The organism is Micrococcaceae bacterium Sec5.7, from assembly GCA_039636785.1.
Lineage (GTDB): Bacteria > Actinomycetota > Actinomycetes > Actinomycetales > Micrococcaceae > Arthrobacter.
The window spans coordinates 3,068,189-3,091,761 of sequence record CP144169.1 but is presented as its reverse complement, the minus strand read 5'-3'; the positions used below and the strand labels follow the sequence as shown (position 1 = coordinate 3,091,761).

Genomic DNA, 23,573 nt, shown 5'->3' with positions numbered 1-23,573 from the left:
CTTAGGATCCGGCCGCGGCGAGGGCCTGGGCGATCTGGTCCGCTGACGGGTCCACGCCCCGGTAGACCTCTTTCCCGGCCCCGTTGAGCACGACGGTCAGTCCGAGGGCGTCGACGTTGAATTTCTTCAACAGGGTGCCGTCGTCGCGGGTGAACGTCAGGGGCGGGTTACCGATGGAGCTCATGAACGCGGTCAGGGTCTCGGTGGGCTCGCCGGGGTCAAGATCGACGGCCATGGCCTGCGCCCCGGGGGCGGCTTTGGCCAGGCCCGCGGCGACGGCCTTGGCCCCCGCAACGCAACTCCCGCAGGAGGCGGTGAAGAAGTACAGGACGGTCGGATGGCCGGTGGGGATCGTCAGGGACGCACCGCCGAGGGTCTGTACCTGGACGGATCCGGCCGCGGCCGCACCTGAGGATGCGGGAGCGGATGCCCCGGAACTGGGCCCGGCGGTGGCTGGACCGGCGGGCGTGGAAGGTGCTCCGCACCCGGCCAGCAGTAGCCCTGCAAGAAGTATGGCAGCAGGGCCGGCCAGACCGGTGGCCCGGCGCAGAGAACCGGTGCGCCCTGCTGTGCCCGGTGCAGGGGAAGTCTTCATGATCGGTGGTGTCCTTCGTTTGTTGCGTTGGCGACTCCGACTGCAGTATCACCGCGGCCCGGCCGACAGCAGTCCTGCGCGCCGGCCGGTGTGGCCAGGTCCCGGGCGAGCCGGCGGGCCAGTGCGTGGGCTTCGTCAACGGGCACGGCCGTGGCACCGGGGTGGGCGTCGAGCCAGGGTCCGGCGGTGTGTGCGGAGGCGAAGAAGCGGACCTGGTTGCAGAAGCCGGTCCGGACCGGGACTTTCCCGTCGGGGGTGACGAGGGAGACGACGGTCCCGGACGGTTCAACGCCGCTGACCCCGCCGGTGGGGTCCACGGTCAGCCGGATGGGTGCGCCCGTGGCGTGGCAGGAGGATTCCACGACAGCTGGTGCGTCGAGGATGGCCGGGAAGATCAGGGTGTCCAGGGCACACCATGTATACAGGGTCCTGCCTCGGGTCCTGAACCGGTACGGGGTCGGGTTCAGGGTCAGGCCCTGCCCGACGATGCGGCCCTCCGGGTCGTGTTCGGTATCCGGATGCTCATCGAGGGCGTCCTCGACATCATCAGGTGTACGTCCGGTGGCGTCCGCGAGCTGGCGGACGGTGACCGGTTGGCCGCCGGCCAGCAGCCGCAGCAGCGGCCCGAAGAGCCAGTTGGTCGTGAGCCGGCCGGTCAGCTTGGTCAGGTCGGTGGTATCCATGGTGATCCCCGTTTCTTGTAAGAGTGTTCTCAGGAGGCGCAGCAGGAGAGTCTGGAGACGTCGGTGCTGAAGGACTGGCAGGCGATTTTGATGCCCTCGGCCATGGTCAGGTAAGGGCTCCACATATTCGCTACCTGATTCACGGTCATGCCTGCTTCCAGGATGTAGACCCCGGCGGCGGCGAGGTCCCCGGCGTCCCGGGCGACGGCGGTGATTCCCAGGATGCGCCCGGTGCGGGAGTCCGCGACGATCTTGATGAAGCCGCGTGTATCCCGGTTCACCAGGGCCCGGGGTACGTAGTCCAGGGGCAGGACCCGGCAATCGCACGCAATGCCGGCTTCCCGGGCCTGCTCGTCGGTCATGCCGACCGCGGCCACGGCCGGGGTGGTGAAGGTGACCCGTGGCAGGTGCCGGTAATCAACGCTGCGGTTCGCGTCATTGAACGCGTTCTCCACCATCAGGGAGCCGTGGTAGGCGGCGACATAGACGAATTCGGGGTGTCCGGTCACGTCCCCTGCGGCCCAGATCCTCGGGTTGGTGCTGGTGAGCATGTCATTGACCATGATCTCGCCCCGGTCCCCGGTCTTGACCCCGACGGCGGTCAGGTTCAGCCCGTCGGTGACGGGCTGCCGGCCGGTGGCCACCAGCAGTTTGGCGGCACGGATTTCTTCCCGGGCACCGGAGCTGAGCGTGTCGGCCACGACTTGCCCGCTGACCGGGTCTGTGCCGATGGAAGAGAGCGTGGCCCGGCGGATGACCCGGATGCCTTCGTCGGCGAACACGCCGGCCAACGTGCGGGAGGCTTCCGGTTCCTCCCGGGAGGCCAGCCGGGTGCGGGCCAGGATGGTGACTTTGCTGCCCAGCCGGGAGAAAAGCTGGGCCTGTTCCAATGCCACATAGCCGGCGCCCAGCACCAGCAGGGATTCGGGGACTTCGTCCAGTTCCATGGCGGTGGTGGAGGTCAGGTAGTCGGTCTCCTGCAGCCCGTCGATGGGCGGGGCCCACGGGGCCGAACCCGTGGCGATGATGTAGTGGGTTGCCCGGACGGTGGTGGTGCTTCCGTCGGGGGCGGTGATCTCCAGGGACGGGTCCTCCGGGGTGCCGGTGAAGGCGGCGTTTCCCTGGCGCAGTTCCCACCCGTACTCGCCGATCAGATCCACATATTTCTCCGCGCGCAGCGCCCCGACCAGCTCACGCTTGCCCGTGATCAGCGCGTGCATGTCCACCGGCCGGACGGACGCGGAGATCCCGGGGAACCGGGCAGCGTCCGTGGCCGTCTGACGGGCGTCGGCGGCCGCCAGCAGGGCCTTGGAGGGCACGCAGCCGGTGTTCACACAGGTTCCCCCGATGGTGGCCCGCTCCACCATGACCACACGCTTTCCCAGATTGGTGGCCCGGATCGCTGCCGCGAACGCACCCCCGCCGGAACCGACGACCGCCAGGTCAAAAACAGCTGCTGATGCTTCGGGCATGAAACCTCCAAAATCGTGACGAACACGTACCTTCAAGGACCAAGACTCCGGTTTCGGACCCGGGCCCGTCCCTCTTCTACCGCCAGTCTGCACCTTCCCCTAGACTGGAAGGTCAAGCCGGTGATTCCTGCCGGGCCAGGTGGAAGAGGTTCATGATGCGCATCGGGGAAACGGCCGAGGCATCCGGTGTGACGGCCAAAACCGTGAGGTTCTACGAGGACCGCGGACTGCTGCCCCCGGCCGGCCGCGCTTCCAACGGGTACCGGGAATATGGGGAAGAGACCGTCGGCCGGCTGGGTTTCATCCGCCGTGCCCGGGCCGCGGGGCTGACCCTGGCGCAGATCCAGGAAATCCTGGACCTGCGCGACGCCGGCCAGGCCCCGTGCATCCATGTGCGGGACCTGCTGGCCCTGCGTCTGGCCGAACTTGATACCCGGATCGCCGAACTGACCGCCCTGCGGGCGACGGTGGCAGACCTTCATGAGGTGGCGGCCGGAGCAGACCCCGCAACCTGCGATCCCGGACGAATCTGCAACTACCCCTGAAAACCACCCCGCCGGCCGGTAACCCCCGGGCCGAAGCTGCCCTCACCGCCGTCTCCGGAATCATCGTGGCCGGACGGATGCGCGGAACCGACCACTTGCCAACTACACCGGACACCAGCAGGAAGGCCGTCCCATGAAGCGGCCCAACCGCGACGGACTCAAGGCAGAAACGGGAACGAAGGGTCACCAGTCCCACCCACCCCGGACCGGCATTCCACACAACGCCGTGGCCGACAGGGATGTGACGCTCCGCTCCTATGCGGACTCCGCGGAGAAGCGGCAGGGTTTGTACCGGCGCACGTTGCTCATCGTCGTCGCTTCTCAGATTTTCGGCGGCGCCGGCCTGGCCGCAGGCATCACGGTAGGTGCCCTGCTGGCTCAGGACATGCTCGGCACCGGAAGTTTTGCCGGTTTGCCCTCTGCCCTGTTTACCCTCGGCTCGGCGGCCGCGGCCCTGCTGGTCGGCCGGCTCTCCCAGCGTTTCGGCCGGCGCACCGGCCTGACAGCCGGTTTCCTCGCCGGCGGAATCGGTGCCGCAGGCGTGGTTCTGGCCGCGGTCAACAACAACATCGTGCTGTTGTTCGTGGCCCTGGTTATATACGGCTCGGGAACCGCGACAAACCTGCAAGCCCGCTACGCCGGAACAGATCTCGCCCAACCCCAACAGCGCGGGACAGCGGTCAGCATCGCCATGGTCTCCACCACTGTCGGTGCGGTCGCCGGCCCCAACCTCGTTGACGCCATGGGTGGGATTGCAATCTCTCTGGGGATCCCGGCCCTTGCCGGCCCGTTTTTGCTGGCCGCCGCCGCATACCTCGTCGCAGGATTCGTGCTCCTGGCATTTCTTCGGCCGGACCCCTTCATGATCGCGAAAGCACTCGCACTGAACGAGCCGACCTCCACTACCCCATCCAGCGCGGAGCCGGGAGCTCCGGAAACAACGAACCGGGGCGTCGCTGTCGGCGCGACGGTGATGGTGCTCACGCAGGTTGCCATGGTCGCGATCATGACTATGACTCCGGTCCAAATGAGGCAGCACGGCCACAGCCTTGCCGAGGTTGGCATTGTGATCGGCGTGCACATCGGATCGATGTATCTGCCCTCACTCGTGACCGGTGTACTCGTTGACAAGATCGGCCGCATTCCGATGGCGATCGCGTCCGGCCTTACACTGCTGACAGCAGGAATCGTCGCCGCGGTTGCACCGTCGGACTCTATGACCGTCCTGATGATCGCCCTTGCCCTGCTGGGGCTGGGATGGAACTTCGGACTCATCAGCGGCACCGCCCTGATCGTTGACGCGACAGCCCCTGAGACGCGGGCAAGGACCCAAGGAGCGGTCGATGTCCTCATCGCCCTGGCCGGCGCCACCGGGGGCGGTCTCTCGGGTATCATCGTGGCCGACTCCAGCTACGCCGTGCTCTCTCTCGGCGGCGGCATCCTGGCTTTGTTTCTCATACCCGTCGTCGTATGGTCACGACGCAGCCCCGCTTCAGAGCGGGAAAAGCGGTGACGGCAAGCCCCGCCGCAGTGCCTGTCACCGAATCGAGCAACTCCCGAACCATGCAACCCAAACAGAATCCATAGCGCCAACGACCGTTCCCCTACAGGTCAGAACCCAAGCTGGCGAAAAAGATGGGCGAGCTGCTCAACATCCACGCCGGCATGCAACGTCTCCGACACCGTCTGGTGGGCGGCCCTCGACGCCGGATGGCGCGACGAGGACCTCGCCGAGGCCTTCGCCCACATCGCCGCGAACCTGTTCACCAACTACTTCAACCACTACGCCGGCACGGAACTCGACCTCCCCGCAGCCCCCGAGCCCACCGCCTAAGGAACCGGGGTGTGCACCTCGGTTACGCCGCGGCACACACCTTCCACCGGGAGCACGCAGCCCGGGCTGCCGGCCCTGCGGACGCTGCCTGACGTGGACTACACCGGCCCGGCCGGAGCCAACGCCTGGGCCAGGCCGCCGAGGCCCGTGATGCGCAAACAGTTTTTCCGCGACCTGCGGGGATCCGTTGGTCAGGGTGACCAGCCGGTAGCCTGCCGACTTCAGTGTCCGGACACCGTCTGCGACATCCGGATGCAGTCCGAGCGCTGCCATGCCACCCATGACATGTTCCACCGCGCCGTCCAGGTCCCTGTCCAACGCCGTACGTCCCAACAACCCGCGTAGCACTTCGGCACCGACGTCAGCGAACCGGGCACCCATCGGGGACATGTCCGAAAGCGTGGTTATGGCAGTTTGAGTGGGTACCACTTTGGCAGTCTGACTTGAGCCCACCTCGCGACTCGCCGGAGCATTAATCGCAGTTTCACTTGAGCCCACCCCACCGTTGATTCCGTCAGAGTGTTTTTCCGATGGTGGAAGGCAGTGATGGAGTCGAGTGGATGTTTTTGCTCAGATCCGGCGGGACGCCCGAATGGATGGCTTGTCCATTCGGCGATTGGCAAAGAAGTATCGTGTTGCGCGGCGAACGGTTCGTCAGGCGCTGGCATCAGCGGAACCGCCGAGCCGAAAGACCCCGGTCCGGGTCGCCCCTAAGCTGGATCAGTTCAAGCCTGCCATTGACGAGATGCTGAAGCAGGATCTGGTTGCGCCGCGGAAGCAGCGGCATACCGCTCAGCGGATCTTTGACCGCCTCATCGATGAACACCGGGCAGAGGTTTCGTATTCGACGGTGCGCCAGTATGTGAAGGCCCGCCGGGTCCGGATCGAGTATGAGGCAGGCAAAACATCTCTGGAGGTGTTCATTCCTCAGGAACACGCCCCGGGTGCTGAGGCTGAAGTCGACCTCTCGCCCCTGGGATGGGAACACATTAACCTCACGGGCGATTACAACTGGCCGCGCGCGAACCACATCAAACAGGGAGCCCAGGCCTGTGGGGAACATCGGAACGAAAACCATCGGTAGCGCCACCAGAGGGATCTGAGGCTGGATAGAACAGCTTTGGGACCTGAGGATGCATGAAACAGAAACAGGCGTTAGCGCCTTCTGTTCCACATCGAGGAGGACCCCGTTTGCGGATCGCTGAATAAGCGACGGGCTCCGTGGATCGCATGGGTTTCCAAGGGCTATCGCCGGATCCCGCACCGATCCTCCCCAGGCCCCAGGCCTGCCGGTCACCTCGGCGATGGCCTCCGGGTCGAGATGCCGCCGATCGTGGCGAACGCGTCAAGATGGCCTTCCAGAAAGGCCTCCTGGCCCTGGTCCGGTCCGGTGCACGGCTTTGCCGAGTATGAGGGCCGGAACGCGAACATGTAGCACTTCGTGCGCACTTCGGCCAGATCGACCCAGACCTCACCAAAATCAACCTCAGCCTCGGCGCCCGGGGCGTGTTCCTGAGGGATGAATGCATCCAGCGATGTCTTCCCCGCCTCGCACTCGATCCGAGCGCGGCGGGCCTTCACATACTGACGCGCTGTTGAATACGAAATCACGGCCCCGTGTTCATCGACCAGCCGGTCAAAAACACACTGGGCCGTATGACGCTGCTTCAGCGGAGCATCAAGATCAGTCGCAGCATCCCCTCACGGGTTGAATCGGTCCCGCCGTGGCGCTGAACGGACCGGAGCCCTTCTCCCAGGGGGTTCAGCCGAAGCCAGCCTGACGCACCGTCCTCCGCGATACACCATGCTCTCCGGCAAGCCTGTGGATTGATAGACCTCGACACGGGCATCCCGACCGATCCGTTCAAACAATTCCACCCCTAACCCCATCACCGCCTTCCATCGTTGGAAAAACACTTTGATGAAATCAATGGTGGGGTGGGCTCAATTGAAACTGCGATTCATCTTCCGGCGAGCCGCAAGATGGGCTCCGAGCAAACTGCCAAAGCGGTACCCAATCAAGCTGCCATAATCATCCGGTACACCTCAAGCCAGGTATGCCCTGAATGCAAGAAGAACGACTATTTTGTCTCGGGCGAACTCGCCAACGAGCCAACCGCATGTCCCAAACACTGCCGGAGTGCGAGAACTCGACATAATAAGAATGGTCAAAATATTTGACGAAGCAATTGTAAAGGAACGAGGCCGGGCCTAATGTGATCACATTGGGGGATCGGTCAAGCGCATTTTCAGGGCGAGACGCCAACTCATCTGCACTCGAGAAAGTTGACGAAAATGCGCCGCTTCAGACGCACATTCATTGTGCCTTTTATCGTGATGTCGCTCGCTGCTGGACTGGTAACCGTTGCTCCGGGAGTCGTAAGCGCTGCCCCAACCGCCCCGCCCGGCCTGGCTGATTTCGAGACCGCAGTCCCCGCAGCCGCCGCAGCCAACGGTTTCTCCGATCGGCTTTCGGTTTGGGCTGAATCCGACGGCATCATTCAGGTTGGGCTCACCAGCGTCCGCGGAAACGAACTGCAGGCACTAAAAGCCGCCCTGGGGAACAACGTCAAGGTCTTCCAACACGCGCTCGTCGAGCCAACCGTCAAGAAAACACTTGCAGGCAAGACTCCCCCGCCGCTCGGTAAGGCCCCCACCGAGCCAAAGAAACAATCCCCAGCAACGGCGGGTGCGCCTCCTTCCACGACCGCCACCATTAGCTCCAGCCCAACGCCAGGCTTCTATCCCCCCTTTATTGACAGCCCGCCACTCTATGGAGGCGACAGGATTGTCAGCTACCAGCTGATCAATGGGCAATGGTGGATCTTCCAATGCACCGCCACCGCTCCCTACGGGAACGGAGCGCCAACGTATATGATGACCGCCGGGCACTGCGCCCCGATCAACACTCTGTGGTATCAGGGCTATTTTGACGGAACCACGGTTTGGTCCAACTACCAAATGGGTACCGTCACTAACGTTCAGTGGGGCAACAACCGGATTGATAGTGAACTGGTCTCCGGCGCTAGTTACTCGCCGAATATCTGGACAGGAAAAATCTCACAGGAGCATGTGCGAGGTGCCGTCACGGTGACGCCGAGAATGGCGGTATGCACCGACGGATCGTTCACCGGATACGCCTGTGGCGGCACCGTAGACTTCATCAACGCGTGCATTACATATACGGACGGAACTCACGTCTGTGGACTTGACAGTGCCAATGCACCGACAATGATAGTGCAGTCCGGGGATAGTGGCGGCCCGGTCGTGTTCAAAGTCTCAGATGGCGTAAAGATCGCCGGTACGATCAGCGGTCTGTCAAACGGAGGCAACACAGTGTGGTTTGCGGACGTGGGTCTGCAGCAGAAAATCTTCGGTGTCTCCCCAGCCCAATAGGATCAGCATGAATCGGACCAGGCGCATCACTCTCGCGGCGCTTATGGCTGTCGCAATGGCTCTCAGCGCCCTCACGGCTTGCGCTCCTTCGACCGGGGGTGCGCCTGGTCCGACAGTTCCTGCAACATCCGAGCCCACGGGCTCCCAGCTGCCCACCTCCATCCGGCCGGAGGGGAACGAGTTACCTAGAGACAATTCGACGGCTGCCCCCGGAGCGACTCTCCCATGGTCGCTGGTCAAGGTCGACAAAACGCTTAACCGCATCTATCTCAGCTCGTCGCAGAAGTCCTGCACCGTTCCTCGGAAAGTTCGGGTGAGCGAAACCGAGACCTCAATCAAGCTGATAGTCATTGCCGAGACATTTGGAGAACCCTGCACGGCTCAAAATATGACACTGGTCGGCTATGTCACTCTCGCAAGCCCCATCGGAGGAAGAACCATTGAAGGCAGCGGCGGCTGACTGATAGTGGACCCGACCACAGATCGGCGGGTACTGGCTTGGGGCTGCTCTGGCCTTCTTCCGCCGTCGACAGAGCCTGCGCTCCCGCCGTGCGACCCGGAATACCCGGCGGCTCCCGATTCCTGGGCCGTCCTGGCCCGTGGATCGAACCGCTTTGGGACCTGAGGATGCATGGAACAGAAACAGTCCTTAGCGCCTTCTGTTCCACATCGAGGAGGACCCCGTTTGCGGATCTCTGAATAAGCGACGGGTTCCGTGGATCGCATGGGTCTCCAAGGGCCTATCGCCGGATCCCGCACCGATCCTCCCCAGGCCCCAGGCCTGCCGGTCACCTCGGCGATGGCCTTCGCCGAGGGGGTTCCGGCCTGGCGCCGAAGAAGAGCGACGGATATGGCCGACCAGCCTGATCTGGGGTCGCGGGTGGTGGTTCAGCGTCTGGGTGGCGCGACGTCGAGCAGTTCGGTGACTTCTGTGACGGCTTCGGCGCCGGGTTTGATGTAGCGCAGGACGGTGCGCGGGTTGCGGTGGCGGGTCAAGAGTCAGCCTCGATTATTCGCGAGGTGGGCTCAAGTCAGGCTGCCAAAGTGGTCTCCACTCAAGTTGACATTGTCAAAAGCGTCTCGTTCACATCAAACACAATGACTGACGGTGCGTTGTTCATATGGTTTCTCCTTCCAAGCAGCCCGCAATGCCCGGATTTCAATGGGGTCTCATGGTCTTACGGCCGGGCGGTGTGCCAGTGCTGCCTGCAGTGCCCGGGCGAATCGGCTGTGGGGAATTTGTTCTGAGACTTGAACCGCGGTGCCGATGGTGTCCACGTCGGTCAGTTGGGGGAGCAGACGGACCCGGTGACCGGCCTGGAGCAGGCGTTCGAGCTGCCGGGCTCCGGTGGCTGGCGCGGACATGGGCACGCCGCGGGTCAGGTCCCCGTCGGGGTTGCGCAGTGCCAACGCCCAGAAGCCGCCGTCACCGGACAGGCCGATCCAGCTGTCGACGCCGGGTGCCGGTTTGAGGCAGGCCCGGAGGTGACCGGCTCGAAGCTGGGGGGTGTCCATGCCGATCAGGAGCGTGGCTCCCCACCCGTATTCCCGGGCGGCATCGAAGACGGCGGCGAGGCGCTGGTCGAGGCCGCCGTCGGGTTGTCGAAACAGTTCAAAGCCGGCAGCCAGGGCCGGGCGTCGGTCGGTGGTGTAGGCAAGGACCCGGCGTGCCACGGGCAGGGCCGCGACGGTGGACAGTGTGTCATCCAGGCTCGCGGCGGCAACGTCCGCGGCCAGGGCATGGCTCAGGGCCGGCGTCAGCCGGGTCTTGACCTGTCCGGGTAGGCATTCCTTGGCCATGACGACGATGGTGAGCGGGGAGGCCGGGTGCATCAGCTGTTCCGCGGCCGGCGTGACACGTCGATCACGGCCGTGATGGCGCCCCGTACGGTGCCGGTGGCCTTGGACTGTCCGGTGCGTGGCCGGTAACCAACCGGGATATCCTCAATCCTCCGCCCGGCGCGCGCGGCCTTGAGGATCATTTCGAAGGGTACCCGCTGCGCGGGTCCTGCAGATCCAGGTCCAGGGGGCGTTGGCGTGAGGCCACGGGCATGGGGCCGAGGTCGTGAATGCTGATGTTCAGGCGCCGTCGGAGCCGGTGAGCCGGGACGGCGTTCGACGGCCGGGCGTGAAAGGGCCAGGAGCCCCGGGCTGGTCGTCGTCCCGGCATCAGATCTGGCCGTCCCGCCGGATCCGGTGCGGCAACGCGGCGCAGGTCCTCCCCGCCCATCGACCCGTCGCAATCGCAGAATGCCACATCATCCGATGTTGCGGCGGGCAACCCGGCGTGGGCTGCCCGCCCGAAACGCGTCCGCGGCTCGGACACCACGGTGGCCCCGGGTGCGCGGGCAATGGCGGCGGAACCGTCTGTGGGTCCGTTATCCACCACGACGGGGCCGCAGGTGGCGGGTAACCCCGCCAGAACATGCGGGAGCGCGGCCGCCTCCTTCGGGCAGGGCCCGACAACGTCGATGCCCGGCCCTTTCCGGTCATGTTTTGACCCTGATCGCTACGGGGCGCGGCGGGGGCGGGGTGCCTGCAGCATCCCGCCGGGTGGCCCGGCCCGCGGCTCGTGTGCTCAGGCGCAGGGAAACCATTGGGCGGCGGCGTTGGCGCGTGCGCGGTAGTCGCTGAATCGGCGGCGGACCTCGGCGATGGCCTCGGCCAGCGGGAAGATCTCGGCCGTGACGAGCTGGTCGGTGTCGTCGGCGCTGACGGGGTGCCAGTAGACACCGTCGGCGGTGACGGTCACTTCGGGGACGAGCGATTCGATGGTCAGTTCCAGGCCGGCGTCGGCGTTGCCGCGGTGGGCGAGGGCGCGGATGACCTGGTCAACGGGCGCGATGCCGAGCGAGTCGAGGAAGGTGTGGAACGGCTGGAGTTCGTGGCTCTGCCCGGCGGGCAGGGTTGCGGCGACCCGGACCCGGAATCCTTCGTCCTGCGCGGTCCGGATGCCGGCCACGGCCCGGGCCCACGATCCGGTTCCGCGGTGGCTGTCGTGGGTGTCCGGGGTGGCGGAGTCGAGGCTGATCTGCAGCGCGAGCCTGCTGCGGTCCATCCTGCGCAGGCGTTCGAGCCGGTGGCCGCGAAAGAGCATCCCGTTGGTCAGCAGCGTGGTCGGCAGCGCGGCCGTGCATGCTTCCACGAGGTCATCGAGGTCCGGCAGCAGGAAGGGTTCCCCGCCGGTGAGCAGCAGCTCGCTGACTCCGGCCGCGACGGCCTCGCCGGCCAGCCGGCGTACACGGTCGATGCCCAGGGCCCGGCGGGCGGTCTGCGGTGAGGACCGGGCGCAGCAGTAGTCGCAGGCCAGGTTGCAGTCAAAGTTGGTGTACATCCACAACCGGGTCCCGGGCATCTGCCCGGACGCAAGCCCGGCCAGCGGGTCCGGGGCACGGCCGCGGCGGATGATGGCGGCCCCGCCCCGGACTTCGAGGAGTTCGTTTCCCGTCCGGGCACACCATGCGGTCACAGTCTGCGTCAGTGGGCCCTGCTCGCCGGGTCCCAGCGGCACGGCCACCGTAGCGCCGTCGGCCACGGAGGCGATGCGTTCAACCAGATCCAGGACGATGCCGTGTTTTACCATCGGGAGCCGATCCTCTGCTCGTGCACCGCCTCGAACAGCGATGCGTACCCCTCCAGCCGGGGGGCCACCCAGCGGCGCAGGCCTTCCATTTCAAGGATGGGCCGGTGCCCCGGGTTGTCCCAGTCCATCGTAAGCAGGTGCTCGACCCAGGGTGCGGAGCGCTCCTCGGAGAGGGCGGGCAGGGCGGTGAAGTTGCAGTGGCTGTAGACCGGGGATTCCCAGAAAGCCTCGAGCGCCCCGGGCATCAGCTCATCGCGCCCGATTGCCTCCCAGGTGTTGATGCCGATCGCGGCGGCGTCGGCCCTGTCATCGAGGACGGCGCGCAGGGCATCGAGCTCGCTGCGGCCGGTGTCGCCGTGTTTGCCGACGTCGCTGTCGATCCGCAGTAGGTCGACGTCGGCCTCGGCGATTCCGGCTTGGGTCAGGAAATGGAGGGGCAGGATCGCGGCCTGCGCCGAATCCCGGGACCCCAGCGCCAGCCGGCGGCGCTTCAGGTCTGCCAGGCCGCCCAGCCCGCTGCCGGCTCGGGCCACGAACATTGTCCGGAAAACGGTGTCGGTGTCCCGCATGGCCAGCGCCCGGCAGGCGCCATTGGTCTGTGCGACGGTGCGGACCCAGGCCAGGCTGGTGTTCCAGGCCACGTCGATCGTGCCCTGAAGCAGCGAATCCACCTGCCGCCCGTAGTTGGAGAAGAGCACGAAATCCATCTCGGCTGGGCTGCCGGCGAAGTAGTCGCGGATCCCCTCCCAGATGGTGACGACGTTTGGCGTGTAGGCGACCGAACCCACGATCAGCGGGGCGCTCACGCCGGGGCCTGTTCCGGGGCGGACGGCTGGCTCTCAAACAGGGGCTGTCCAGTGATGGCCCTGCCGTAAAAGTCATAGAGCACGTCGGCGGTGGGGGCCATGACGTGGCCGGCCCGGGCGTCGCGGAAGTACCGGTCGATCTGCAGATGCTCAGAGAACGCCGCACCGCCGCAGACGCGCATCGCGGAGTCTGTGATGCGCAGGGCCGCGTCGTTGGCCGCGGCCTTGACCCCCAGCACATGCAGCATGGTGTCCTCGCGCGGCTCGGCAATCCGGCCGGCGGCCTGTGTGAGATAGGCCGAGGTGGACGCCAGCTCGATCGACATCCGGGCCAGCTGGGCACGGATGGTCGGCAGCGCCGACAGGCTTTCGGCCAGATGTTCCAGCCGGGCGGTGCTGGTGTGCCGGATGGCGGCGTCCACCGCGGCGCGGGACAACCCGACCGACACGGCCGCGTTGCCCAGGTTGAACCACGGCAACACCGTCTGGAGCATCAAGTCCAACCCGGCGCCGGCCGCACCGAGGCGGTAGCTCTCGGGCACCTCGGCGTCGAAGGTCATCGGGGTCGAGGCGTTGCCCCGCAGCCCCATGCCGTGCCATCTCCCGGCCACCTCGACGCCGGGTGTGCCCGCCGGGACCGCGAACAGGTCAACGGTGTCGGCATCGGCGGTCAGCGTCGAGGCGATGTAGACATCGGCATGACCGGCCGAGGTCACCCAGCTCTTCCGGGCGTTGAGCCGGACCCCCGCACCGTTGAGCCGTGCCCGGGACACGGGCGCCCAGAAATGCGATCTGGATCCGGCCTCCGAGAACGCCAGTGAGCCCAGGGTCCTGCCACTGGCCAGATCGGCCACCAGGTCCGGCAGTCCCGGCGGTGGTGCGGCCGCCACCGGCATCGCGGCACTGACATGCATCAGATAGATCATCGCGGTCGACCCGCAGGCCCCGGCCAGGGCACCCAGGACCTCGACCAGTTCGTACGGGCCGCCACCAAGACCACCCACTTCCACCGGCAGCGTCAGCCCGAGCAAACCGGACTCGCGCAGGGCCGCGACGGCCTCCTCGGGGAACCGGGCATCGGCGTCGACTCCGACGGCATGGTCACCGGCAACGGCGAGCACCGGATCAAGCCGTGCGTTCAGATTCATCGTGTGTCTTCCTGTCTGTGGCCGTGGAGAGGGGACGCGGTGTCAGCGCAACGGCGAGCAGCCCGAACCCCAGACCGCCCATCAGCGCCAGCGTGGAGCCATCCCCGCCGAGCCAGTTGACCGGCTGGCCGGCCTGCAGCAGCTGAATCACCGCGGCCGCCACGAGACCAGCACCGGCCACGATCACCAGAACACGCCGGCGCAGCACCCCGCCGAGCACCGCGACCACCCCCAACGCCACGATCACGATCAGGCCCGCACCGCGGACATGGATAAAGTCCACCGGCGCCGGTCCGCCGGTCGAGAAGGCGAACAGGGAGCCCAGCAGTGCGGCCACACCCAGGACCACCGCGGCCCGGTCGAAACGCCGCCCGGTCATGACAGCTTCACCAGGAGCGCCCCAAGGCGTCCGGTGGATTTCTGCCAGCCGGGGCGCAGGACACCGTCGACCCCGAAGCTGCGCCCGGCGGTGGTGGCGAACACCGCGACGTGCGCCAGAATCATCAGATAGTAGGACCAGTGCCATTCATTGGGTGCGTTCAGGACGGACAGCATGATCGCCAGCGACTGGGCCAACCCGACCACCGCCCAGAACCGGGTGGCAAGCCCGATCAGCAGGAACGCACCGAGACCGGCCTCGATGAGCAGCGTCATCCACCCGAAAAAGGGGAAATTCGGCAGCACCACGTGTTCAACGAACCATGCATAAGGGGGAAACACCGGGCGGTCGACCGCGAAACGGGTGAAAAAATACAATCCGGTGTTCGAGTGCTCACCGAAGTCTGGTGGCACCTTCCACGCCACGTTCTGGATCCACAGCAGCGCCACACCGATCCGCAACGCGGCGACACCCCCACGGGCCAGCCGTGAGTCCCCGCCCGACTCAACGGGGGCGGCCGTCGCAGCAGCCATGACCGGCGCCTTTCCCATGGCTCTCATTAAAGACCCGCGGCCGGGGCCGCGCAACATCAAAGTCCTTACATATCCCGAACGGCCTCCATTACATAGGGCAGTCAGGGTGCCGGGGCGTATGGGCGTACGGCGGCCGGATCGACCAGGGGTCGGGGACCAAGGCGCGGCAAACTGGGCGCTAAAGCCGTTTGGGAGTGTCGGGTAACGTTCGTTCGCAATAGACGTATTTGCCTTCAAACGAAGCCACCAAGATCGCCGGATCCTTTGTAGCGCTTCCCGTGTACGGGCCTATGTATCGCGCAAGTGGGCTAGTGATGCGTGGCTGCATTCCGTCCGGTAGAGACTGGCCCCTACGACGCCCGAACGAGCGCCAGCTGTGAATCGCAGCGATAAATGGCGGCCTTTTCACGGCGCTAAATGTCGCACTCGGTGCCGGTAGCCGATCCGTGAGCGGGCACCGGTATCCGCGGGACCGCCGAGAGCCTTGCACGGCACGATGGCATCGGCGAGGATGAATGCGATCCCCCGTGCTGCGAAGAAGGAGTCGACGCGATGACCAAGTATCTGATCTCGTTTCCGAGTGCCGCCATGGTCGTCCCAGACGAAGACCTGCAGGCCGTTTCGGATGCTGCGCACGCGGTCGTTCAGGAGGCGAAGGACGCCGGCGTCTGGGTGTTCGGCGGCGGCATCGATGAGAGCATCCCGCCCGTCACGGTCGACGGCGATGGGACCGTGCGCGAGGGCACCTACCCGCAGACGACGCAGCTCGAAGGCGGCTACTCGGTGCTGGAGCTGCCCTCGTACGATGCGGCCTTGGAGTGGGCCGCGAAGATCGCGGTCGCCTGCCGTTGCGCGCAGGAGGTGCGCGCTTTCCAATACGACCCTGCCAGCTAGGTCTCGGCTGGGTGATCCTGGTCGCTGGGCTCGCGGTCGACATATTCGCGATCGCAAGGATTTGTCGCGCTCGACATCGGTCTCTATCACCGAAACGATCCAGTTCCCGTCTCCCGCGGGAGGATTGCGGTACCAAACCTCACAAGCCAGACGCCAGGCCCCGGAGAGCTCCGGATGATGGGGCGAGCGACCCAAATGGTCTACCGACCGACGCCGATGTCCGCCCGGAAGCCGGTGGCTCATCGGGCCCTCACAGTGCCCGTTAGCCGATCCCTCACCGGGCATCTTGGCTTGTCCCAGATGCAAGAAGCACTCGGGACGGTGTCCGATAGCCGAACGGCTTGCGGGTCGTCGATCCGTTCAGCGTGGTCCTCGGCCGCCGGCGCTGAGGAAGTCGCGTTCGGCTCCGGGTGGTGTCATGGCTGCCGCGCGTTTGTAGGTGGCTGCTGCCTCGTCGGCGCGGCCGAGTCGTCGGAGCAGGTCGGCTCGCGTGGCATGGAAAGGCTGGTAGTGGTCGAGGTCCAGGGCGTCGACCAGTGCGAGGGCGGCGGCGGGGCCGTGCACCTCGCCGATCGCGATGGCCCGGTTGAGGGCCACGACTGGTGTGGGCGCGATGGCGAGCAGCTGGTCGTACAGGGCTACGATCTGCATCCAATCGGTCTGTTCGATGGTCGCAGCGTCCGCGTGCACAGCGTTGATCGCAGCCTGGATCTGGTAGGTGCCGGGTCGGTTGCGGCGCAGGCAACGGGCCACAGTCGCGAGGCCCTCGTCGATCAGATTCCGGTCCCATTGTGTGCGGTCCTGTTCGTCGAGGGTGACGAGCGACCCGTCGGTGCGAATACGTGAGGCGCGCCGGGACTCGGTGAGCAGCAGTAGTGCGAGCAGTCCGGCTACCTCGGGTTCGTCGGGCATGAGGCCGGCCACGGTCCGGGCCAGCCGGATGGCTTCCACGCACAGACCGGGTTCGGCCGGGGCGGTCAGCCCGGCGTTGTAGATCAGGTAGATGACGGCCAGCACCGGGGGTATCCGGTCCGGGAGCTCGTGGTCGGCTGGGACGCGGTAGGGGATACGGGCGGCCTTGATCTTGCGCTTGGCGCGCACCAGACGCTGAGCCATGGTGGGTTCGGTCACCAGGAACGCGTCCGCGACCTCGGGGGTCGACATACCACCAAGCAGCCGCAGCGTGAGCGCCACCTGCGCCTCGGTGGACAGCGCCGGGTGGCAGCAGGTGAAGATCAGGCGCAGCCGGTCGTCCTGCAGGGGTCCCGCCTCCTCCGGCAAGGGATCGTCCTTGCGAGGCGACAGCACAGAGACTTCATGGAGCAGTTCGTGTCCGCGCGCCTCGCGGCGTAGTCGGTCCAGGGCACGGCGGCGGGCGGTCGTCGTGATCCAGCCACCCGGGTTGAGCGGAAGCCCGTGATTTGGCCACTTCCGCAGGGCGATGACGAACGCTTCCTGGACCGCGTCCTCGGCGACGTCGAGGTCACCGAAGACCCGGGTCAGGGTGGCGACCGCTCGGCCGGACTCCTCGCGGAAGACCCGGCCGACCTCGCCCGGTCCCGGCCCGGATCCGGCATCGGCGGCACGCACGGGCTCAGGCCGCGGGCTCGTCCCAGAAGGGCCGGACCTCGATTGGCGCTCCGACCAGAGCGGTGGTCCTCGACGCCCAGTACATGGCACCGTCGAGGTTGTCGGCCTCGATGATGTAGAAGCCGGCCAGGTACTCCTTCGACTCCGCGAAGGGGCCGTCGGTGGTCACGGCTTCCCCGTTCGACACGCGGACCACGGTGGCGGTGTCGGGCTGGTGCAGGCGTCCGGAGAACACGAAGGCGCCGGCCGACTTCATCTCCTCCTCCAGAGCATTCATCTGCTGGTATGACTGCTGCATCTCGGCGTCGGTCATCGGCGCGCGTGTCTGGCCGGCAGTGTTGTGGACAGATACCAAGTACTTCGTCATGACGTTCTCCTCCTCGTGGGCTGGATCCTCCCGCCTGCACTACTACTACGAACGGGTCTCGCCCAGATCGACAGGTGCGCGTAGAAAGAATCTCCGCCACGATCGACGGGACCGCCCGTCGGTTCGCGACCTCTCCGTCTGATGATGGCACGAGACTCCCGCCGCCCACCTGAGGAGCGCGAACCTCCGCCGTCCGGAATCGCCCCGCAAGCCGAATCTTCACCGAAACACCTCGCCATCCCGAAAGACGATCGGCATTCGGGACGCCGGGCAAACTTGCGTTGAATTCGGAGCAACCCGGACGGGTTGCACCCGCACGAGCAGGCGGTCTGACTCGCCGACGGTGGCGTTAACCGATCCGCTCGGCCAGGGACACGATGATTCCTTCCGGTCCGCGCACGTAGGCCATGCGCCAGACGTGCTCGTATTGACCGACGCCGCCAATCAGGCCGTAGCCGTCCGCGGCCAGCCGTTCGAGGGCTACTTGAAGGTCGTCCACCTCGAACGCCACGTTGCGCAGTCCTAGTTCGGTGGACATCGCGGCGGGAGACCCCGGCTCGTGGTCGGGTCGGACGAAGCTTGTCAGCTCCAAGCCAGCGCCTCCGTCGGGCGGCCGCAGCATGACGATCTCGCTGCGGGAGTCGGCGATGCCGATGACGGTGTCCACGAACTCGCCCTCCATGAACATCCGGCCCTCGACCTCGAGACCCAGACCGACGAAGAACGCCGTTGCTCTGTCGAGGTCAGCAACGGTGATGCCGACGTGGTCGAAGCGTCGCACGTGTGACATGGGGTGCAGTCTCCAGTTCTCGTTGGCGACGCCTGCGTCGACGTCTGCGTAGGCGGGGCGGCCGTGGAAGCCGCCCATCCCGAATGTCTTAGCGGTCCTTAGCCTACCCGCCTGGCCTGGACGAAAGGCACCCGCTGAGATCCGCCGTTTGGAACCCGTAACTGGTTGCAAGAGCTGAAGTGACGCCACGGGGTGCCGGCGCGTGAAAGAGCCAGGCTGGGAGGAACTCGAACCTCGCTTCATGCTCACCCCAAATCATCTCCTCGAAGCAATGAAGCGCTGGACCGCGACCGGACACGAATGAGATCTGGATCAATCGCGCGCAACGCTGGCTCGAGTGGTTGGGCTGCCCGCAAGCCGGTCCCTCAGCGGACTGTGCTCTCCCGGATTGCGGCGTACAGGAACATGTCACAACGCTCTCCGGCGATCTCCTGATGACTGCGAAGTAGTCCCTCGCGTTCGTAGCCGGCACGTTCGGCGGTGCGGATAGAAGCTGCGTTCCACGGCTCGATATACAACTCGAGACGGTGCAGATGCGGAATCGTCCCGGCAAAGGTAGTGAGGGCGCACAGGGCATCGGATGCAATGCTGTGGCCTCTCTCGTTCGGGGCAACGGCATATCCAACCTGAGCGCGGCCTGTGTCCAACTCCCTGGTCCATAGTCCGATGTTCCCCATGGAGCGACCAGTTTCAAGGTCGGCTATCGCGAAGGAAAATCCTGTCCCTTCGATGTGGCGCTGTCGCTGCCGCTCAATCCACGCTAAGGCTTCTTCATGAGTGGCATGCGGTGGGAGGCTTCCCACCGTGGGGACATACGGATCTTGGGAAAGGTCCATCGCCATCCCCGCGTCCAGATTCGTGAACGTGCGCAGCCGGATACGGCCATGCTCCGGGTCGGAAGACGGCCAGGGCGGAATATCACCGCTGATGCTCATCTCCCTAGTTTTGCATTGGGGCGCCAAAGTAAGTTGCGCGTCCCGTTCTTCACCGTCCCCGCAAGCCGAACGCTATTCGGGCGTCTCGGTCTGCTCTCTTTGCGCGAGCCGCTGTAATTGCCATCTATGCACGTCGGGCAGCCAGTCCAACGGGGCCGATGGACCGACCCGTGGGTCGTCAGGAGCACCGCCGTCTCGGAGGGCCTCCACGTACGCGCGATCCTGTTTGATTCGTGCTCGTAGCTGCTCAGCTCCGCCGACTGAGCCGTGACCGGGGATGACGGCAACAACGTCGTCGGCCACACTCTCGAACAGCAGGAGCGCGGAGAGGTAGTCCTCGATCGGATTCGCGGCCCCTAGATCAAGGAACGGCATCAGGATGTCGGAAAGCATGTCGCCGGCGACGAGGACGCCGCGCTCCTCGATCAGCAGCGCCGCATGGCCTGGGGCATGGGCCTGGTGCTCGATGATCCGGACTTTAGGGCCCTCCCAGGGAATCTGCGCTGCTCCGGCGGGCAGACCGGTCATGAGACCGAGCAGATCCATCGGGATCTCCTCGGCGAGCTCCGGCGGTAGCGCCCCGGCTACGCGGGCCTTCCAGTCCGTGTGCGACAGCAGGTCTTGGATGGACGCCGCGCAGCGGCCTGTACCGTAACGGGGCACGTCGCCGAACATCGCGTGCCAGAGCACGTGGTCCCAATGCGGGTGCGTCGAAAAGCCTGCAACGACGGGCTGGCCTAACTCGTGAAGGTCGTTCGCGAGTGCGGCCATCTCGTTGCTCGTTATACCGGCGTCGATGAGCAACACACCGGCCCGGCCCTGCACGGCAACGGAGTTGCTCTGGATGAACTCGCTTTCGTGAACGAGAACGCCCTCAGCGACTTGCTTCAGCATGAAACGCCTTCCGCTTGTGGTTTGCAACCCCTTGTCGAGACCGTATTACCGAGCGGTAGTTGATCGCAAGCATTATGGGCAAAGCGGATGAGCCGCGTTCGGGATTGCTCCGGCCAGCAGGCAGCGCTGGACGTCACGACCGCGAGCCCAGCTGACGAGGATCGCCCAGCCGAGACCTAGCTGGCGGGGTCGTATTGGAAAGCGCGCACCTCCTGCGCGCAACGGCAGGACACCGCGATCTTCGCGGCCCACTCCAAGGCCGCATCGTACGAGGGCAACTCCAGCACCGAGTAGCCGCCCTCGAGCTGCGACGTCTGCAGGTAGGTGCCCTCGCGCACGGTCCCATCGCCGTCGACCATGACGGGCGGGATGCTCTCATCGATGCCGCCGCCGAACACCCAGACGCCGGCGTCCTTCGCCTCCTGAACGACCGCGTGCGCAGCATCCGAAACGGCCTGCAGGTCTTCGTCAGGGAAGACCATGGCGGCACTCGGAAACGAGATCAAATACTTGGTAATCGCGTCGACTCCTTCTTCGCAGGACGGGGCGTCGCACTCATCCTCGCCGATGCCATCGTGCCGTGCAAGGCTCTCGGCGGTCCCGCGGATGCCGGTGCCCGTTCACGGATCCTTTACCGGACGCTACTTTGACCTGGCCGGTTGGGTGCGAGGATCTGCTGGATGGCCGGCGCCAGGATACCGATCAGTTCTTCGGTTTCTGTGTTGAGGAGTGTTGGTACGCCGATGATCCGGCGGCCTGTCACCACCCCCACCAGCATGGAAGCTGCGAGGCCGGCCCGCAATGTCGCATTGGCGTCGGTACTCTCGGCAGTGCCGTCCACCAGCCGTGCCTGGATGAACTCGCGGAGCTGTCCCACCCCTTTGTCGTTGACAATGGCTCCGCGCAGCATGGCCATCAGAGGCTCCGACTCTTCCGGCGGTCCTTCCCAGGCGCTGAGGTAGGCGCGGACCACCCGTTCACCCAGGTGTTCGTCTGGGCCCTCGAATGCCGTGCTGAATTTTTCCAGGGCCGACGGCGGCACGGCCATCACTGCGGCGAAGAGTTCGTCCTTGGACTTGAAGAACTGCATCACCTGGGAGGCGTCCACCTCCGCATCGGCGGCCACCAACCGGATGGTGGTGGCGGCGAAGCCGTCGGAAGCGAACCTGGCACGGGCGGCGTCCAGTACGGCCTGTCGCGTGGTGGACGGTCCGGGCCGCCTTCCGCGGCGGGCCTTCGGAGCTGACGTTTTAGGTTCCGGCATGTCCCCAATCTATCGGCCGCGCGAACTGTTCTCAACGCTTGTTGAGTTAAATCGGAATCCGGCGTACGCTCGCAGCAGTTCGGGAAGTAATTTCCCGGGTCCCAGACCAGAGGAGCTCCCCATGAGCGATGACCAAAAGCTGTTTGTTCCGTCCCACCCGTTGCCGGCGCCGCGGACCGGGGTGCTGACCGGTTTTGATCCCGGGACCCGGACGCTGGCAGCCGGGTACCAGGTGGCGCCGCAGTTCCGGCCCCTGCCGGTCGACGTCGTCTTCGAGAAGGACGTTGCCGTCCAGCTGCGTGACGGCGTGACCATCTACGTGGACATCTTCCGCCCTGCCGGCGTCGAAAATGTTCCGGTCATCGTGGCATGGAGCCCGTACGGCAAGGGCCAAGGCACCTCCCTGAGCGTGATGGGCGTCTTCGGGCTGGTGGGCCTGCCGAACAGTGTCGTGTCCGGGCTGGAAAAGTTTGAGGCCCCGGATCCGGCGTACTGGTGCGCACAGGGCTACGCCGTGTGTAACCCGGACGTTCGCGGGGTGGTGGACTCCGAGGGCGACAGTGTGCTGTGGGACCGGCAGGAAGGCCGCGACTGCTATGACCTCATCGAGTGGCTGGCCGACCAGTCCTGGTGCTCCGGCAAAGTGGGCATGAGCGGCACCTCGTACCTGGCCGTTTCCCAGTGGTTCACCGCGGCCGAGCAGCCACCGCACCTGGCAGCCATCAACCCCTGGGAAGGTGTCAGCGATGTGTACCGCGACCTGGTGATGCGCGGCGGTATGCCCGACACCGGCTTCGCCCAGCAACTCCAGGACGGCAGCTTCTTCGGCAAGAACCGCAAGGAAGACATCCTTGCCGAAGTCGAACGCTACCCATTGATAACGGACCTTTGGGAGAACAAGATCCCGGACTTCAGCAGCATCACCGTGCCGGCCTACGTGGTGGCCAGCTACTCCAACACCCTGCACACTGCGGGAACGTTCCGGGCCTGGCGGCGGATGGCCTCCGAGGAGAAGTGGCTTCGGATCCACAACGGGCAGGAATGGCCGGACTACTACGACGAAGCCAACGTTGAGGACCTGCGCCGGTTCTTCGACCGCTACCTCAAGGGCGAGGACAACGGCTGGGAGCAGACTCCCCGCGTCCGTTACTCCGTCCTCGATCTGGAAGGCGGCGACCAGGTCGCCGTGCCCGCGGAGTCCTTCCCGCCCGCCGACGTCGCATCAACGAAGTACTACCTCGACGGCAGCACCCGCGCCCTCGCAACGACGGCTCCCGCTGCCCCGGCCGAAGTCTCCTACAAAGTGGACTTCAACCCGAACGCAGTGTCCTTCATTGCCCGTTTTGACGAGGAGACGACCCTCGTCGGCTACCCGAAGGCGCGCCTGTTCGTTGAGGCGCGCGACGCCGACGACATGGACCTGTTCGTCCTGATTCAGAAGCTCGACGCGTACGGCACTCCGCTCCAGGCGTTCACCGTTCCTAACACCAGCCCGATGGCGCACGACCTCACTGACAATGGGGCGACGATTCTCCGTTACAAGGGTTCGGACGGCCGGCTCCGTGTCTCCGCGCGGCACCTGGACGAAACCCTAACGACCGATGACGTGCCCGCGCACAGCTTCGACCGGATCGAAAAGCTAAGCCAAGGTGAAATTGTTGAGATCGAGATCGACCTGCTCCCCGTAGGGCTTGCGTTCCGCCCTGCCGAGCAGTTGCGCTTCGTGATCAGCTCCCGGAATCTGCTGGGAACACTCATGCCGGGGATCCATGAGTACATCGGCGCGAACACTGGCACGCACGTCATCCACACCGGAGGCGCGCACGCGTCCTACCTCCAGCTGCCCGTCCGAAAGAACTGAGGGA

Annotated in this window: 23 protein-coding genes and 2 pseudogenes; 6 read left to right on the top strand and 19 right to left on the bottom strand. The window is 65.6% G+C overall.

What is annotated here, in order from left to right:
* Window position 1 precedes the first annotated feature (1 nt).
* From V3C33_14755 to merA, 3 genes are read right to left on the bottom strand one after another with little or no spacing between them, the layout of a single operon-like run.
* A complete protein-coding gene (locus V3C33_14755) occupies window positions 2–595 on the bottom strand; it encodes a TlpA family protein disulfide reductase (protein ID XAS66728.1) in 594 nt (197 codons plus the stop codon).
* Window positions 592–1,278 (bottom strand): organomercurial lyase MerB, encoded by a 687-nt coding sequence (gene merB, locus V3C33_14750; GenBank protein ID XAS66727.1) that lies wholly within the window; start codon window positions 1,276–1,278, stop codon window positions 592–594. Before merB ends, V3C33_14755 begins: the two co-directional genes overlap by 4 nt.
* Window positions 1,279–1,307: 29 nt before the next feature.
* The gene (gene merA / locus V3C33_14745; GenBank protein ID XAS66726.1) at window positions 1,308–2,750 is read right to left on the bottom strand and encodes a mercury(II) reductase; all 1,443 of its coding nucleotides are present in this window, start codon (window positions 2,748–2,750) and stop codon (window positions 1,308–1,310) included.
* Between the two features lie 155 nt (window positions 2,751–2,905).
* Between merA and V3C33_14740 the strand changes: the two genes are divergently transcribed.
* Window positions 2,906–3,295, top strand: coding sequence for a heavy metal-responsive transcriptional regulator (locus tag V3C33_14740; GenBank protein XAS69751.1), 390 nt, complete (start codon window positions 2,906–2,908; stop codon window positions 3,293–3,295).
* Between the two features lie 133 nt (window positions 3,296–3,428).
* Window positions 3,429–4,808, top strand: a complete 1,380-nt coding sequence (locus V3C33_14735) for an MFS transporter (GenBank protein ID XAS66725.1) — start codon at window positions 3,429–3,431, stop codon at window positions 4,806–4,808.
* Window positions 4,809–4,943: 135 nt separating this feature from the next.
* Here V3C33_14735 and V3C33_14730 read toward each other — a convergent pair whose 3' ends face one another.
* Window positions 4,944–5,558 (bottom strand): hypothetical protein, encoded by a 615-nt coding sequence (locus V3C33_14730; protein XAS66724.1) that lies wholly within the window; start codon window positions 5,556–5,558, stop codon window positions 4,944–4,946.
* A 163-nt stretch (window positions 5,559–5,721) separates the two neighbouring features.
* Here V3C33_14730 and V3C33_14725 point away from each other — a divergent pair.
* Window positions 5,722–6,093: pseudogene (locus V3C33_14725) on the top strand (IS21 family transposase).
* Window positions 6,094–6,449: 356 nt separating this feature from the next.
* Here V3C33_14725 and V3C33_14720 read toward each other — a convergent pair.
* Window positions 6,450–7,019 (bottom strand): annotated as a pseudogene (locus V3C33_14720) (IS21 family transposase).
* Between the two features lie 405 nt (window positions 7,020–7,424).
* Between V3C33_14720 and V3C33_14715 the strand changes: the two are divergent.
* Window positions 7,425–8,525, top strand: a complete 1,101-nt coding sequence (locus tag V3C33_14715) for a hypothetical protein (GenBank protein ID XAS66723.1) — start codon at window positions 7,425–7,427, stop codon at window positions 8,523–8,525.
* 1,170 nt (window positions 8,526–9,695) lie between these two features.
* Here V3C33_14715 and V3C33_14710 read toward each other — a convergent pair.
* From V3C33_14710 to V3C33_14680, 7 genes are all read right to left on the bottom strand, one after another.
* Entirely contained in the window at window positions 9,696–10,358 is a 663-nt protein-coding gene (locus V3C33_14710) for a DUF2064 domain-containing protein (protein ID XAS66722.1), read from the bottom strand.
* Window positions 10,358–10,507, bottom strand: coding sequence for a hypothetical protein (locus V3C33_14705; GenBank protein ID XAS66721.1), 150 nt, complete (start codon window positions 10,505–10,507; stop codon window positions 10,358–10,360). Before V3C33_14705 ends, V3C33_14710 begins: the two co-directional genes overlap by 1 nt.
* Window positions 10,508–11,103: 596 nt before the next feature.
* Complete coding sequence (locus V3C33_14700; protein ID XAS66720.1) at window positions 11,104–12,108, bottom strand: radical SAM protein; 1,005 nt, start codon at window positions 12,106–12,108, stop codon at window positions 11,104–11,106.
* The gene (locus V3C33_14695; protein ID XAS66719.1) at window positions 12,102–12,914 is read right to left on the bottom strand and encodes a PhnD/SsuA/transferrin family substrate-binding protein; all 813 of its coding nucleotides are present in this window, start codon (window positions 12,912–12,914) and stop codon (window positions 12,102–12,104) included. The genes V3C33_14700 and V3C33_14695 overlap by 7 nt, the downstream gene beginning before the upstream one ends.
* Complete coding sequence (locus tag V3C33_14690; GenBank protein XAS66718.1) at window positions 12,911–14,062, bottom strand: acyl-CoA dehydrogenase family protein; 1,152 nt, start codon at window positions 14,060–14,062, stop codon at window positions 12,911–12,913. The genes V3C33_14695 and V3C33_14690 overlap by 4 nt, the downstream gene beginning before the upstream one ends.
* A complete protein-coding gene (locus tag V3C33_14685) occupies window positions 14,040–14,441 on the bottom strand; it encodes a hypothetical protein (GenBank protein XAS66717.1) in 402 nt (133 codons plus the stop codon). The genes V3C33_14690 and V3C33_14685 overlap by 23 nt, the downstream gene beginning before the upstream one ends.
* Window positions 14,438–14,974: a TQO small subunit DoxD gene (locus V3C33_14680; protein XAS66716.1), complete on the bottom strand. Its 537-nt coding sequence runs from the start codon at window positions 14,972–14,974 to the stop codon at window positions 14,438–14,440. Before V3C33_14680 ends, V3C33_14685 begins: the two co-directional genes overlap by 4 nt.
* Window positions 14,975–15,526: 552 nt before the next feature.
* On the opposite strand from V3C33_14680, the gene V3C33_14675 reads away from it, so the two are divergent.
* Window positions 15,527–15,868, top strand: a complete 342-nt coding sequence (locus V3C33_14675; GenBank protein XAS66715.1) for a YciI family protein — start codon at window positions 15,527–15,529, stop codon at window positions 15,866–15,868.
* A 360-nt stretch (window positions 15,869–16,228) separates the two neighbouring features.
* Here V3C33_14675 and V3C33_14670 read toward each other — a convergent pair whose 3' ends face one another.
* From V3C33_14670 to V3C33_14640, 7 genes are all read right to left on the bottom strand, one after another.
* Window positions 16,229–17,458: a sigma-70 family RNA polymerase sigma factor gene (locus tag V3C33_14670; GenBank protein XAS66714.1), complete on the bottom strand. Its 1,230-nt coding sequence runs from the start codon at window positions 17,456–17,458 to the stop codon at window positions 16,229–16,231.
* Between the two features lie 4 nt (window positions 17,459–17,462).
* Complete coding sequence (locus V3C33_14665; protein ID XAS66713.1) at window positions 17,463–17,825, bottom strand: YciI family protein; 363 nt, start codon at window positions 17,823–17,825, stop codon at window positions 17,463–17,465.
* Window positions 17,826–18,174: 349 nt separating this feature from the next.
* On the bottom strand, window positions 18,175–18,615 hold the full coding sequence (locus V3C33_14660; protein ID XAS69750.1) for a VOC family protein: 441 nt from the start codon (window positions 18,613–18,615) through the stop codon (window positions 18,175–18,177).
* 365 nt (window positions 18,616–18,980) lie between these two features.
* Window positions 18,981–19,550, bottom strand: coding sequence for a GNAT family protein (locus tag V3C33_14655; protein XAS66712.1), 570 nt, complete (start codon window positions 19,548–19,550; stop codon window positions 18,981–18,983).
* A 72-nt stretch (window positions 19,551–19,622) separates the two neighbouring features.
* Window positions 19,623–20,444: an MBL fold metallo-hydrolase gene (locus V3C33_14650; GenBank protein ID XAS66711.1), complete on the bottom strand. Its 822-nt coding sequence runs from the start codon at window positions 20,442–20,444 to the stop codon at window positions 19,623–19,625.
* Window positions 20,445–20,620: 176 nt separating this feature from the next.
* Window positions 20,621–20,962, bottom strand: coding sequence for a YciI family protein (locus tag V3C33_14645; protein XAS69749.1), 342 nt, complete (start codon window positions 20,960–20,962; stop codon window positions 20,621–20,623).
* 113 nt (window positions 20,963–21,075) lie between these two features.
* The gene (locus V3C33_14640; protein XAS66710.1) at window positions 21,076–21,708 is read right to left on the bottom strand and encodes a TetR family transcriptional regulator; all 633 of its coding nucleotides are present in this window, start codon (window positions 21,706–21,708) and stop codon (window positions 21,076–21,078) included.
* A 121-nt stretch (window positions 21,709–21,829) separates the two neighbouring features.
* Here V3C33_14640 and V3C33_14635 point away from each other — a divergent pair, with 121 nt between their 5' ends.
* A complete protein-coding gene (locus tag V3C33_14635; GenBank protein XAS66709.1) occupies window positions 21,830–23,569 on the top strand; it encodes a CocE/NonD family hydrolase in 1,740 nt (579 codons plus the stop codon).
* Window positions 23,570–23,573 lie beyond the last annotated feature (4 nt).

Bases quoted from the DNA above. Each gene is read 5' to 3' on its own strand.
- V3C33_14655 (XAS66712.1), bottom strand. From the start codon at position 19,550: ATGAGCATCAGCGGTGATATTCCGCCCTGGCCGTCTTCCGACCCGGAG.
- V3C33_14710 (XAS66722.1), bottom strand. From the start codon at position 10,358: ATGCACCCGGCCTCCCCGCTCACCATCGTCGTCATGGCCAAGGAATGC.
- V3C33_14635 (XAS66709.1), top strand. From the start codon at position 21,830: ATGAGCGATGACCAAAAGCTGTTTGTTCCGTCCCACCCGTTGCCGGCG.
- V3C33_14715 (XAS66723.1), top strand. From the start codon at position 7,425: ATGCGCCGCTTCAGACGCACATTCATTGTGCCTTTTATCGTGATGTCG.
- V3C33_14650 (XAS66711.1), bottom strand. From the start codon at position 20,444: ATGCTGAAGCAAGTCGCTGAGGGCGTTCTCGTTCACGAAAGCGAGTTC.
- V3C33_14685 (XAS66717.1), bottom strand. From the start codon at position 14,441: ATGACCGGGCGGCGTTTCGACCGGGCCGCGGTGGTCCTGGGTGTGGCC.
- merA (XAS66726.1), bottom strand. From the start codon at position 2,750: ATGCCCGAAGCATCAGCAGCTGTTTTTGACCTGGCGGTCGTCGGTTCC.
- V3C33_14735 (XAS66725.1), top strand. From the start codon at position 3,429: ATGAAGCGGCCCAACCGCGACGGACTCAAGGCAGAAACGGGAACGAAG.
- V3C33_14755 (XAS66728.1), bottom strand. From the start codon at position 595: ATGAAGACTTCCCCTGCACCGGGCACAGCAGGGCGCACCGGTTCTCTG.
- V3C33_14640 (XAS66710.1), bottom strand. From the start codon at position 21,708: ATGCCGGAACCTAAAACGTCAGCTCCGAAGGCCCGCCGCGGAAGGCGG.
- V3C33_14690 (XAS66718.1), bottom strand. From the start codon at position 14,062: ATGAATCTGAACGCACGGCTTGATCCGGTGCTCGCCGTTGCCGGTGAC.
- V3C33_14665 (XAS66713.1), bottom strand. From the start codon at position 17,825: ATGACGAAGTACTTGGTATCTGTCCACAACACTGCCGGCCAGACACGC.
- V3C33_14740 (XAS69751.1), top strand. From the start codon at position 2,906: ATGCGCATCGGGGAAACGGCCGAGGCATCCGGTGTGACGGCCAAAACC.
- V3C33_14660 (XAS69750.1), bottom strand. From the start codon at position 18,615: ATGTCACACGTGCGACGCTTCGACCACGTCGGCATCACCGTTGCTGAC.
- V3C33_14705 (XAS66721.1), bottom strand. From the start codon at position 10,507: ATGATCCTCAAGGCCGCGCGCGCCGGGCGGAGGATTGAGGATATCCCG.
- V3C33_14680 (XAS66716.1), bottom strand. From the start codon at position 14,974: ATGGCTGCTGCGACGGCCGCCCCCGTTGAGTCGGGCGGGGACTCACGG.
- V3C33_14675 (XAS66715.1), top strand. From the start codon at position 15,527: ATGACCAAGTATCTGATCTCGTTTCCGAGTGCCGCCATGGTCGTCCCA.
- merB (XAS66727.1), bottom strand. From the start codon at position 1,278: ATGGATACCACCGACCTGACCAAGCTGACCGGCCGGCTCACGACCAAC.
- V3C33_14700 (XAS66720.1), bottom strand. From the start codon at position 12,108: ATGGTAAAACACGGCATCGTCCTGGATCTGGTTGAACGCATCGCCTCC.